Raw genomic sequence first — 11,858 nt, 5'->3', positions numbered from 1 at the left:
GCGGATCGGCCGCAGGAACGCACCGCGCCAGTCGGACGACGAGTTCGAGCCGGCCGGCCTGCTCCACAGGCCGTTGGTCGTGGGGCCGGTGGCACTCGGCGTGGCCACCCTCGTCATCGTGCCGCTGGTGATGCTGGGCAGCGGCGGATCGGGCGGCGGGGGCGAGACCCGGACCGCCCGCGCCGACGGCGTGGCGAGCCCGAGTCCGTCGGCCGGGACCGGGAAACCGGCGCCGACGGTGTCCGTGTCCCCCAGCATGGTGCCGCCGCCCAGCGCCTCGGCCACCAAGCCGAAATCCAAGCCGAAAAGCACGCCGCCCGAGAAGAACGGCGGCGCGGTCACCGTCACCGTGACCGCCACACCCCCGGGCGCCACCACGACCGCGCGGCCCCCGCAGGACACCGCCGCCACCGCCGTGAACCGCCTCGCCGGGAGCGACCCGTCGGGGCGGCACATCTGCTACCGCGCATACGTCTCCGGACAGGGCTGGCAAAGACCCGTGTGCGACGGCACGATGGCCGGTACGACGGGACAGAACAAGCCGATCAAGGCCCTCAACATCGCGGTGACCGGGACCGGAGGCTCGGACGCCAACGCCTTCCGCCACGACCCCGAGTCGACCGACGGCCAGGGCAAGTGGGTGAAGCAATGGACCGGCATCACCGCCGACGGCAGGAACAACTACATCGGCAGTACGAAGAAGAGCGCTCCGTACATGACCGGCTTCGCCATCAACATCGGCAGCGGCCGGATCTGCCAGACCGCCAAGGTCCGGGGTGCCGCCTGGGGCGGTCAGGGCTGCGCCGACCCGCGCCCCGACTTCGTCTTCGGCGGCACCCTCGAGAACACGCGCTGGCTCGAAGCCGTCAAGTTCACGGTCTGACCGGAGTCCCCCGCCGCAGGCGGGCGCGGTCGACGGTCCACACGCCCAGGCCCGCCAGTACGGCCGCCCCGATTCCGTAGACCGGCAGCCACAGGGTCGTCGTCGACGCCAGGCAGTCGGCGACGGCCTCATGGCGGTGGAAGGCCTGCGCCGACGCCAGGGCGGCACCGTCGCGGCCGGCGAGGTCCGCCAGCGCGGCCTCCACCCGAAGGCTCTCGTACTCCCCCAGCCTGAGGCACCGGCCCCGGGTGCCCGTCATCGGGAACAACCACGCCCAGCGCTGCAGCGCCGGAGCCAGCGCGATCGCCACGCACAGCCCCATGGTCAGCGCGTACGCCGTCAGACCCTGCACGTACGAGCTGCGGAGTTCGGGCACCCACATCGGCGGCCGGTAGAAGGAGAAGACCATCACCAGCAGTGTCACGCCGATGTACGTGGCGAACCACTGCCAGGACCCCTGCGCGAGCGCGAAGGTGAGCAGGGCGGCGAGCGCGATGCCGACGACGCCCGGCTGAACGGGCGCGCCACGGCCCCCCGTCCCGGCGGGCGCGGCTCTCCCGGCTTTGTCAGGGCTGAGGTTCTTCATGCGCGCTCCCGCCTGCGTCCGAGAGCACCAGTAGACCGCCGTGCCGCGCCACACGCCCGCCGCCACACGCCAACCGCTCACTAAACGTCAGAATTGGCATATTTCTGTAACCTTGAAACATATCACCCATTCGGGCTACGGCCGCCCGCGAGAGCAGCTGCCGGCGTCCTGCAACGACCTCGGCGCGTAGCCCCGCACCAACGTTCTCCCAGGCTCTACCCATCAGTAACCACCTCCCACTACTCTGCCGCCAACTCGACCGCAGAGAAGGGGAGTTGGGACATGGGCGCAGTTCGTGCGGTGAGACGGGTGGCGGCCCTCATGGGGGCCGCCGCGCTGCTGGTGGCGGTGCCGGTGGACGCCCACGCGGCGTCGCCGAAGTTCTCCGAGACGACGGCGATCGGCACGCACAACGCGTACGACAAGGCCAAGTACACGTACTTCGCACAGGCGTTGGACTCCGGTGCCTCGCTGCTGGAGCTGGACGTCTATGTCGACAGCCTGACCAAGCGGTGGCGGGTGAGCCACAGCAACCCGCTGGGGAACAACAACAACTGCGAGGCCGCGAAGACCCCGGCCGAGCTGTACAGCAAGAGCCGCAACCAGGACCTCGGCGGCTGCCTGGACAACATCGCCGCCTGGAACCAGCTCCACCCCGACCACCCCCCGATCGTCTTCAAGGTCGAGATGAAGGTCGGCTTCAACGACAAGGGCGGCCTCGGCCCCGACGAGTTCGACACCCTGGTCTCGCAGAAGCTCGGCAACAGCGTCTTCAGGCCGGCCGACCTGCTGGGCGGGACGTACTCCTCGCTGGACGCCGCCGCCAGGGCGAACGCCTGGCCCGCGCGGGACGCCCTCAAGGGCAAGTTCATCTTCGAGCTGATCCCCGGCACCGTCGAGCAGGCGAACCCCTTCGACTCGTACTGGACGGACGAGGAGTACGGCGACCACCTGCGCGATCTGTACGCGGCCGGCCGGATCTCGGCGGCGCAGGCCTTCCCGGCGGTGCTCGGCGCGGAGAACGGCGACCCGCGCACCGGCCGCTACGACGCCTCGATCCGCCCCTGGTTCGTGTTCTTCGACGGGGACGCGGCGACCTACGTCAACCACGCGTACGACACGTCCTTCTACTCCGCCAACCACTACTTCCTGATCATGACGGGTGCCGACGGCGTGTCCCCGGCGATCTCGTCGACGTCCCCGACGGACGCGGAAGTGGCCGCCCGCCTCGCGCTGCTCGCCGCGGACCACGCGAGCGTCATCACCTCCGACTGGTCGACGAAGTCGCCGGCGGTGCTCGGTTCGGTGACCGGCAGAAGCTGACGTTCCGGACGCCTGGACGGATCACCTGTGCAAAGGTGGGGCATACACCATTCAACTCCTGTCACCCCACTGACGCTTGAGGGAGTCTCCCCATGCTGCACGGTATAGACGTGAGTGCGTTCCAGTCGTCCTCCTTCGACACGGACGGCCTCTCCTTCGCCTTCGTCAAAGCGACGGAGGGCCGTTCGTACATCAACCCGAGGCTCGCCGCCCAGACGAAGCACGCCCGCGACGCCGGCCTGGTCGTCGGCTTCTACCACTTCCTGTGGCCCGGCCATCTCACGGCCCAGGCCGAGTACTTCGTCAAACACGCCCCCGAAAGGCCGGGCGACATCCTCGCCGTCGACTGGGAAACCACGAGCGAGGGCACCCACGCGAGCAACGCGGAGAAGGACCTCTTCATCCGCAAGCTGAAGGAACTGCGGCCGGCGAACCAGGTGATCCTCTACACGAACCGGGACTTCTGGCTGAACATCGACACGACCTCGTACGCGGGCGACGGCCTCTGGATCGCCGACTACGTCAGCGCCGGCAAGCCCCGCATCAAGGCCAAGTGGCGCTTCCACCAGTACACCAGCGACCCCCACGACAAGAACGTGGCGGACTTCGCGAGCAGGACGTCCCTCAGAGAGTGGGCGGCGGACGCCTGATCCGCCTGATGCATCAGCGGCCGTTCGTGTCCTGAGCCTCGTTTTCGGGTCCCCGAGGTTTTGGAGCGGTCACGTGGGGCCACACTGTTGCCGTCCCGGTGCGGCGGCCGACTACGGGAGGTGGGTGACGTGGCCCTGCGACCCGCCCCCTTCTGGGAGACCCTGGACTCCGGGGACCGGGCCGCCCTGATGCGGGCGGCGACGCGGCTGGGCCTGGACGCGGACCGGCAGTTCGTGACCCAGGGCGAGGACTCGGATCATCTGGTCGTGCTGATGGACGGCTGGGTCAAGGTCGTCGCCCAGTCCTACACCGGCTACCGCGCCCTGCTCGCCCTGCGCGGCCCCGGTGAACTCCTCGGTGAACAGGCCGCGGTGGACAGCGGTCGCCGCTCCGCCTCCCTGGTCACGGCCACTGCGGTCGACCTGCTGCAACTGCCGGCCACCCGCTTCCATGTGCTGGCCCGCACCCGCCCCGGCATCGCCGCCGTCCTGGAGCAGACCCTGTCGCGGCGGCTGCGCGAGGCCGACCTGCAGCGCGCCGGCATCACCGAGCCGGTGCCCGCCCGGCTGGCCGCCCTGCTGCTCGATCTGATGGAGCGCTGCGGGCGCCCGGAACCGGACGGCACCGGCCGCCGTATCGCCCTGTCCCTCTCCCAGGACGACCTGGCGGGGCTGCTGCTGACCTCGCGGCGCACCGTCAGCCGCGTGCTGGAGCAGTGGCGGGCCCAGGGCTGGATCGTGACGGGACGCCAGTCACTGCTGATCCGCTCGGTGGACCAGCTGAAGGCGCAGGCCTTCGACGGGTGAACGCCGCCGGGGCGGTGGCTCAGCAGGACGCATAGTGCACCCCGTCCTTGGGCGCCTTGTAGATCCGGTAGCCGTTGTTGTCGGTCAGCTGATAGGTGACCGTCCACTCGTCGCAGGTGTCGTCCGGGCTGCCCGCCGGGCCGTAACCGGCGTCCTGGTGGCTGGTGAAGTTCAGGGTGGCCAGGGTGTAGGAGCCTTCCGTCCTGAGGTCGCTGAGCACGAAGTCGCTGTCCCGCGTGGTGGACATGACCTGCTTCCACTGGGAGCGGCTGGAGCTGGAGCCGACGTCCACCACGCCGCTGGTCGGGTCATAGTAGCCGAGGGCCGTGTCATAGTCCTGCTCGTTGATGGCCCCGAAGAAGTGGGCGAACATCGAGGCCACGTCCTCGGCCTCGGAGTCGCTCGCGACCGCGGAGTAGTCCACCGTGGCGCCGGGGGCCTCCGCCTCGTCGGACGGGGTCTCGGTGGGCTCCGTGGTGTCGCCGCCGTCGGTCGAGCCCCCGTCGGTCGAACCCCCGGTCACGGAGCCGCCGGAGGTGTAGAGCCCGTCGGACTCCGCCACCGAGGGGGTCGAGCCGCCCGAGGTGTCCATGTGGGTCGCCGCGTACCCGGCGACCCCGCCGACCAGCACCGCGCCGAGCAGCCAGGACGCCACCCTGCTGCCCCACGAGGTGTTCTGGCGGGCCGGGGTCGTCGGGGTGTAGAGGGGAACGGGCTGCCGCGGCGGCCCGGAAGTGGGCTGCCAGCCCGGCGGTGCGGTGGTCGCCGTGGCCGTGGGGGTCGCCTGCGGCTGCGGCGTCCGCGCCATCCGCCGCGGGCGCTGCTTGGCCCGGTTGTGCGCCAGTTCCAGCACGGGCAGCCACTCGGACAGGGGCGGCCGCCGCTGCGGGTCCCGGTTCTGCGCGCGGTTGGCGAGCTGGGCGAGCTCCGTGGAGACGGCCCGCAGCGGGCCGGGGTCGACGCTGTCCTGGTCCCGGTTGAACACCCGCAGGGCGAGCAGCCCGAACTTGAAGGAGTCGGAGGCGGTGGTGGCCTTCTGCGGCTCCGGCACCTCCCAGCCCGGGGTGTCCACCTGGGCGAGGACGTCCTGGCTCCGGTAGCGCATCGAGTCGCAGTCGATGAACAGACACCGGCCCCGCCCGCCGAGCGTGAACAGGACGTTCTTCGGCGAGAGGTCGCCCACCGCCACCGCGCGCCGGTGCAGCCAGTCGAGGGTACGGGCCAGGTCGAGCAGGAGCTCCACCCGGTGCGCGTCGTCGACGAACAGGCCGACGCGGGTCATGTAGGCGTCGTCGTTGAGCAGGAACTCCAGCGCCTGCAGCTTCACCTCGTTGGTCTGCGGCATGCGCAGCTCGTAGGCCTGGACCACGCGCCGCATCAGGAACCCGACCACCTTGGTGTTCGGGTTGCCCGACGGGCGCGGGTCCGTCGGGGTGGCGCCCCGGTAGACGAGCGCGAGCGGCCAGGTCAGCCGCTCGTCCAGGAAGTCGCGCTCGGCCTGGGACAGCAGCTGGCGGAAGCAGACCATGTCGTACAGGGCGTCACTCTTGTACGCGACGGTCGGCAGGTACTCCTTGTACGCCAGGTACTCGCCCTTGAACTTCCCGGGCGGATCGGGCACCCCGTACACGATGCCCTGGCCGCCGTTGCCCAGGCCGTGGTCGGTGTACTTGCCCAGCTTGTCGGGCAGCACCCAGGGCACCGTCACACTGCTCACAGCGACCCTCCGGGGGCGGCCGCGCGCGGCCACAACGCCACCAGGGTGCGGTCGTCGTCGAAGGTCTCCCGGTAGAAGTCGAGCAGATGGGCGAAGGCCAACGGCGGTAGCGGGCGCTCCAGTTCACAGGCGAACAGATGGGCCACCGCGCCCCGCCCGTCGCCGACGGGGTCGCCGAACCCGTCCGTGCCGACCAGCAGCACGCTGCCCGGGTCCAGGAGGTACTCGTAGGGCGCGATGTCGGCGGGAACGTACGGCAGGGGCTGCACCGCCGAGGAGACCAGCCCGTCCGCGCCGACCGCCTTGCCGCCCCTGAGCGGGTACAGCTGCTGGTGCTTGATCGCCCACACCCCTGAGTCGCCCACCGACACCAGCGCCACCCGCACCCCCTCCGGAGTGGGTACGGCCACCCCGGCGACCAGGGTGGTGGCCAGCAGGTCGGCCGTCTCGGCGACGGAGGCCTCCTCCTGGTGCAGCAGACGGCGGGCCTGTACGACCAGTTGCCAGTGGACCGTGTTCAGGAGCTTGCGCCAGTCGGTGACGAAGCCGCCGCTCCCGCGGATCTGGCCGAGCAACTCGTCGACGGCGCTGCGGCAGGCCAGTTGCGAACCGATGTGCGGCTGGCGGGCGTCGGAGACGCCGTCCGCGACGGCGAACACGACGGTGCCGGTGTGTTCGTCCCAGGCGGCCGCCGCGTCGTCCTCGCGGGGCCGGCCCTCGGCCCGGTGCGCGTAGCCGCGCACCGAGGCCAGCCGCAGGTCGACGGCGCCCGTGGACCAGCCGTCGCAGACGGTGTCGGGACGGTACGACAGGCCGCCGGTCGGCGGCCTCGGGTCGAACACGGGGACGGCGCCGTCGACGGCGATGGTCCGCCAGCGCTCGGCGAGGGTGCCCGGGTGGGCGGGCGGCGGTGCCGGGCCGTCGCGGCCGGGCACGTTCGGGGCCGGTACGCCCGGCGGCCAGGACTGGTTGCCGTGCCAGTCGTAGCCTGCGGACGCCGCGGGGTCGGGCCGGTCGTAGGAATCGGACGGGTCGCGCTGGTACAGGGCGGGGGCCGGGCCGGGAGGCGGCGGCACGTGCGGCTGCTCCCGGCCGTCGTCGGGGTTTCTGCCGAATCTCACGTCAGATCACATCGATCGCGACGGTGAAGCCTTCCGGCTTGTCGACCACCAGTTGCGGCTGGGGCGAGCCCAGCGAACGGCCGGACGAGATCACGCTCTTGGTGAGGGCGGTGCAGAACTTGGCGATGGCGGCGCCGACATCGACCCCCTTGTTGGCGACGAAGCCGAACTGCGGTTCCGTGGCGACCTGGTTGATGGTGTGCGCGTCGGCGTCGACGATGCCGCAGGCGATGATGTTCGGCGCGCCGAGGGTGGTGGAGCGGTCGGTGAGCCTGCGGTGGGCGTCGCGCCAGTCCTCGCCGTGGTTGGGCAGCCCGTCGCTGAGGAAGAACACGGCGGGCCGGTGCACCTGGTAGCCCTCGCGCTTGAGGGCGCCCACGTCGTTCGGGATGCGGTTGATGAGGTCCTCGAAGGCCGCGAGGTAGCTGGTCATGCCTCGCGTCGTCAGCTGCGGGAACTCGCTGGCGCTGCGCAGGTCGACCAGGTGGACGCGCTCGATGACGTCGTCGGAGAAGCCCAGGACCGAGAAGCGCACCTTGGCCGCGGCCATCGGTTCGCCGAGCAGCGCCTGGTGCAGTGACCGCAGGCCGTCGTTGAGGTCGTCTATGTGCTCGGTCATCGAGCCCGACTCGTCGGCGAGGACGTAGATGGGGAGCAAGTGCCCCCGATTGCTTTCCATCATCGTCTTTCCGTTCTTGCGAGATGGGGACTGTGTGGGTGTCTTGCGTGGGGGGTGGTGGTCAGAAGGCGTCCTCGGCCCGCCGGAAGCCGTCGGGCGGGTTGACCGAGAACTGCGGGTCGCCGGAGGCGAGGCGCCGCCCGTAGCCCACGACGCTGTCGCGCAGGAAGGCGGCGCAGCTGTGCGCGGCCGAGACGGCGTCCTGGTTGGGCGGGGCCATGAAGCCGAGCTCGGGCCGGGTGGCGACGGCGCGGACCGTCAGGGTGTCGGCCCGGCCGAGGCCGAGGGCGATGAGGTTCGGCGCGGCGGGGTTGCCGCCGGTGTCGGTGAGCGTGTGGTGGGCGTCCCGCCAGCCGTTGCCCTCCTCGGGCGGGCCGCCGGTGACGAAGTACACGATCGGCCGCAGCACCTGGGCGCCCTCGCCCTTGACCACGGCGACGTCCTGTCCGACGACGGTCCGCAGCAGCTGGAAGGCGGCGCTGTACGACAGTCCGGGGCGGCCGGTGAGGATGGGGGTGCGGGTGCCCTGCGTCACCGTCTCCAGTTGCAGCCGGGGTTCGGTGGTGGCGGCCATGCCGAGGACGGAGAGGCGTACGGCCGCGGAGACCTCGGGCGCGCCGCAGAGCGCGGCGTGCAGGTCGCTGAGGCCGCGGTTGAGCTCCTCCAGGCAGGCGCGTTCGAGGGACTCGTCGAGCACCAGGTAGATCAGGGCGGCGTAGGTGGGTACGGCGGGCCGGCCCGCGTACGGGGGCAGGTGGTCGCCGACGACGGTGGACCCGGGGCCCTGGCCCGGTGAGCCGTACCGCGGTGTCTGCGGGTGGCTCTGGCCCGGTCCGGCCCCTCCGGCCGGTCCGGCGGTGGACGCGGCGGGCAGCTGGGCCGGGGCGTCCCAGGGCCGGGCGCCGGGGAGTTGGGGTGTGGTGGCGGCGGGGAGCTGGGCGCCGCCGGTGGCGCGGCCGACCACGTCGGTCAGCAGTTGCCGCATGACCTCCAGGTCGCCGGCCTGGACCAGGTTCTTGTCGGCCATGGCCTGGAACAGGGCGAGCGCGCGCTGGTTCTGCAGCTCGGCGGTGGCGAAGCGGGCCTCTTCGAGCTTGTGCAGCATGTCGAAGGCGCCGGCGGCGTCCTCCGGGTGCGTGTTCATGTACTGCCGGATCAGGCCCTCGCTGTCGATGGAGACGTGCTGCAGCGCCTCGGCCTGGCGGGCGGCGGCGTCCATCTCCTGTTCCTGCTTCTTCGCCGATATCTGGCCCTCGCGCAGCACGTTCCCCATGGTGGGCACGTGCTCGGCCTGGCCGAGCGTCTCCCGCCGGCCGGCGTCGATCAGCGACTCCAGGTAGGCCTTGGACTTCTCGTCGGGCTGCACGGTCACCTGGCAGCCGAAGATGATCAGTCCCTGGGCGAGGGTGACCTGTTGTCCGCAGCGCTGGTTGAGGTAGTGCTGGAGGCCGAAGGAGTCCTCGATGGCGAAGCGCTGTCCGGCCCCGTGGAACAGGCTGGTGAGGTAGTTGTGCACCAGGGGCAGCGGGTTGCTGATGCCGGAGCGCACCAGGTTCTTGGCGCCCTCCCAGCTGTCGACCCGGAACGCGAAGTCGACCTTGACCTCGAAGGCGTGCACGCCGTCCCGGGAGACCAGCGGGTTGCGGCCGAGGACGGCGCTGCGCTGCTGCGGGCGCAGGTCGACCTCGTAGCGGGTGCGGAACTTGGAGAAGACCTGCTGCGAGGGTTTCATGGGGCGGCCCTCGAAGCACTCCACCTCGCCGGAGGCGGTGGCGTAGACGACCGCGAGGTGCGGCTGCGTCGCCTTGGTCGGTCCCACGGCCATGCGGGGCACCGGAGTCTGGTTGACGATCAACGAGACCGGCTCGGTCACCGGCCACCTCCTGGCTGAGCGGTTCGGGCGGATGAGGCTCCCCGCAGGGCGGCGCCGAGCACCGCCGCGGAGCGTGGCAGGGGGCGGAAGCGGTCACGGTCGGTCCAGTGCCGTGCGTAGCGCTCCAGGAGCATCGAGGCGCGGGAGCCGCGGACCGCGACGTCCTCGACGAGGACGCGGACCAGGTCGTCGAGGAGCTGGGGGTCGGCCTCGGCCTGGGTGGCCCAGCCCTCCAGGACGCTTCCGGCCTCGTCGGAGAAGAGTTCGCCGCCGATGACCTCGGACCACAGGTAGCCGAGCAGCCGCCGCAGTTCGTCGCCGGGCGGCTTCTCGGCGGCGAGCCGCAGCAGGGTGGGGCGGCTGCGCCGGGGCGCGGTGCCCACGGCGGCTTCGTCCGTGGCCAGGGTGGAGGCGAGGATCAGGAAGGCGAGGTGTCCCGAGGGGCGGCTGGCGGTCTCGTGGGACATCTCGGCGAGGGCGCGCAGCACCACCGGGGCGTGCGCGGTCACGTCCTCCTCCATCAGGTCGGCGAAGGCGTCGCCGATCTCGATGGCGACCTGGATGTGGTCGACGGTGCCGAGCCGGGTGAGGGTCTGTACGGCCGTGGGCAGGTCGGCGCCGCCCAGGCACAGGCCGTAGGCGCGGGCGGCGGCGGCCTGGAACTCCCAGGTGCCGCTGAGGTACCAGTTCTCGACGAGGCCGCGCATCACGGGCCGTACCTGCGGGTCGCGGGCGCACACGCGCAGGGCGTAGGCGATGGCCTCGCGGCGCAGCTGGCCGTGGTCCTCGTCCTGGATCCAGCCGGGGAAGACCTGGGTGGCGATGGCCTCGAAGGACTCGGTGGCGATCAGGCCGAGCGCGGTCCCGGCGAAGCTGCGCACCTGCTGCGAGGGCTTGTCGACCAGTTCGGCGAGCCAGTCGAGGAGTTCGCCCTGGATCAGGTACTCGGACCAGACGTGCCGGACGACCCGCGGCGGGTAGTCGGGGTTGCGGTACTCGGCGATGGTGCACGGCAGCCAGCCGAGGTCGCCGCGGGTGACCGCGGTGACGGTACGGGCGCGCAGCTTCTCGGCGAGCAGGCGGCGGGACTGGGTGAACGGGTCGTGGCGCAGCGGTACGGGGCCGTGGTCGACGCTGGCGGTGAGGACGCCCCGGTCGCTGCGGAACCGGTCGAGGAGGGTGCTCGCGGCCAGGGCCACGTACTCCTGGGGCAGTCCGCCGAGGACGGCGAGGGCGATGGCCTGGCTGCGCAGCCAGGTGTCGCCGAGCCCCTCGAACCACTCCTCGGGGCCCTCGCCGCCAGTGTGGTCCATGCGGGCGCGGATCCGCTCCGGGTCGATGGCGCCGCCGCCGTGTTCGTGGGCGAGGACCTCCGCCAGCCGGGCGGCGTCCCGGCAGGCGGCGCTCGCGTCCAGCAGCAGGGAGACGAGGTCGCCGACGCCGTCGGAGGCGAGCGCGCCGTCGGCGTCCGTCTCGCCGAGCCGGTGGCCGAGGTGGGCCAGGAGCACGGCGCGCAGGCCGTCGGGGCGGGCGATGCGCTGCACGTACTCGCCGACGCCGCGGCCGAGTTCGGCCTCAGGACCGGCGATCAGCACCAGGTGGGCCTCGGCCTGCTGGAGCAGGTCCTCCAGTCCGGCGAGCTGGGAGCCGCGCAGCTCGGCGAGGTCGGCGGGCCGGTCGAGCAGCAGGCCCGCGCCGCTGCCGAGCTGTTTGAGCTCGGTCAGCCGGGCCAGTTCGGCCACCGAGTCGAGCAGGTAGAAGTTCTTGGCCTGGGCGGCGATGAGCAGACGTACGGCCGCGGCGGTCTTGCCGGCGCCGCCGGGGCCGCGCAGCACGACCGAGCGGCGCTGCCAGGCGTCGGCGACGACGTCGTCCCAGCGGTCGGGTGGCTGGAAGGTGTGGCGGACGGTCTCCACGATGGCCGCGGCCAGGGGGCGCAGGACGACGCCGCGTTCGCCCCCGGCATGGATGACGATCTTGTCGCCCTGGACCCGGTCGCCGCCGAAGTGCGACCACGCCGTGCGCAGCAGGCCGGCGCGCAGACTGCCCTGGCCGGCCCGGGCGGTGGCCATGCTGGCGGTGCTGCCCGCGCCGACGGTGTTGTCGGGTGCCGCGGCGGGTGTCTGCGCGCCGCCCTGCGGGGTCGCCGCGCCCTCCGCGCCACCGGCTCCCTGGCCGGACGGGGGCGCCCCGCTGCCGCCGCCCTGGGCGGACGCGCC

Annotated in this window: 8 protein-coding genes and 2 pseudogenes; 4 read left to right on the top strand and 6 right to left on the bottom strand. The window is 71.9% G+C overall.

Features of this window, described 5'->3' with window-relative positions; all coding sequences use genetic code 11:
• A pseudogene (locus IPZ69_RS44380) lies at positions 1–883 on the top strand (hydrogenase expression protein HypA); the annotation flags it as partial.
• Here IPZ69_RS44380 and IPZ69_RS44375 read toward each other — a convergent pair.
• Entirely contained in the window at positions 873–1,469 is a 597-nt protein-coding gene (locus IPZ69_RS44375) for a hypothetical protein (protein ID WP_235460591.1), read from the bottom strand. The pseudogene IPZ69_RS44380 and the gene IPZ69_RS44375 overlap by 11 nt on opposite strands.
• 282 nt (positions 1,470–1,751) lie before the next feature.
• On the opposite strand from IPZ69_RS44375, the gene IPZ69_RS44370 reads away from it, so the two are divergent.
• The 3 genes from IPZ69_RS44370 (at position 1,752) to IPZ69_RS44360 (ending at position 4,249) form a co-directional block, all read left to right on the top strand.
• On the top strand, positions 1,752–2,792 hold the full coding sequence (locus IPZ69_RS44370) for a phosphatidylinositol-specific phospholipase C domain-containing protein (RefSeq protein WP_235460590.1): 1,041 nt from the start codon (positions 1,752–1,754) through the stop codon (positions 2,790–2,792).
• Positions 2,793–2,884: 92 nt separating this feature from the next.
• Positions 2,885–3,442 carry a glycoside hydrolase family 25 protein gene (locus tag IPZ69_RS44365; protein ID WP_235460589.1) on the top strand — a complete coding sequence of 186 codons (558 nt, stop codon included), beginning with the start codon at positions 2,885–2,887 and terminating at the stop codon, positions 3,440–3,442.
• Between the two features lie 129 nt (positions 3,443–3,571).
• Positions 3,572–4,249, top strand: a complete 678-nt coding sequence (locus tag IPZ69_RS44360; RefSeq protein WP_235460588.1) for a Crp/Fnr family transcriptional regulator — start codon at positions 3,572–3,574, stop codon at positions 4,247–4,249.
• Between the two features lie 19 nt (positions 4,250–4,268).
• Here the strand turns inward: IPZ69_RS44360 and IPZ69_RS44355 are convergent, their stop codons facing one another.
• The 5 genes and pseudogenes from IPZ69_RS44355 to IPZ69_RS44330 all read right to left on the bottom strand — a co-directional run.
• Positions 4,269–5,966, bottom strand: coding sequence for a hypothetical protein (locus tag IPZ69_RS44355; RefSeq protein WP_235460587.1), 1,698 nt, complete (start codon positions 5,964–5,966; stop codon positions 4,269–4,271).
• Positions 5,963–7,087 carry a protein phosphatase 2C domain-containing protein gene (locus IPZ69_RS44350; protein ID WP_308407611.1) on the bottom strand — a complete coding sequence of 375 codons (1,125 nt, stop codon included), beginning with the start codon at positions 7,085–7,087 and terminating at the stop codon, positions 5,963–5,965. Before IPZ69_RS44350 ends, IPZ69_RS44355 begins: the two co-directional genes overlap by 4 nt.
• Before the next feature lies 1 nt (position 7,088).
• Positions 7,089–7,769: a vWA domain-containing protein gene (locus IPZ69_RS44340; protein ID WP_235460586.1), complete on the bottom strand. Its 681-nt coding sequence runs from the start codon at positions 7,767–7,769 to the stop codon at positions 7,089–7,091.
• A 58-nt stretch (positions 7,770–7,827) separates the two neighbouring features.
• Positions 7,828–9,639, bottom strand: coding sequence for a hypothetical protein (locus IPZ69_RS44335; protein ID WP_235460585.1), 1,812 nt, complete (start codon positions 9,637–9,639; stop codon positions 7,828–7,830).
• A pseudogene (locus IPZ69_RS44330) lies at positions 9,636–11,858 on the bottom strand (hypothetical protein); the annotation flags it as partial. The pseudogene IPZ69_RS44330 and the gene IPZ69_RS44335, both read right to left, overlap by 4 nt.

It is taken from the genome of Streptomyces olivochromogenes (genome assembly GCF_021538895.1).
Lineage (GTDB): Bacteria > Actinomycetota > Actinomycetes > Streptomycetales > Streptomycetaceae > Streptomyces > Streptomyces olivochromogenes_A.
The sequence above is the reverse complement of the archived record's forward strand: the minus strand, read 5'-3'. Positions and strand labels throughout refer to the sequence as shown.

What these genes read in the sequence shown, in the direction of transcription:
- IPZ69_RS44370 (WP_235460590.1), top strand. Translation starts at nt 1,752, where the DNA reads ATGGGCGCAGTTCGTGCGGTGAGACGGGTGGCGGCCCTCATGGGGGCC.
- IPZ69_RS44365 (WP_235460589.1), top strand. Translation starts at nt 2,885, where the DNA reads ATGCTGCACGGTATAGACGTGAGTGCGTTCCAGTCGTCCTCCTTCGAC.
- IPZ69_RS44375 (WP_235460591.1), bottom strand. Translation starts at nt 1,469, where the DNA reads ATGAAGAACCTCAGCCCTGACAAAGCCGGGAGAGCCGCGCCCGCCGGG.
- IPZ69_RS44340 (WP_235460586.1), bottom strand. Translation starts at nt 7,769, where the DNA reads ATGATGGAAAGCAATCGGGGGCACTTGCTCCCCATCTACGTCCTCGCC.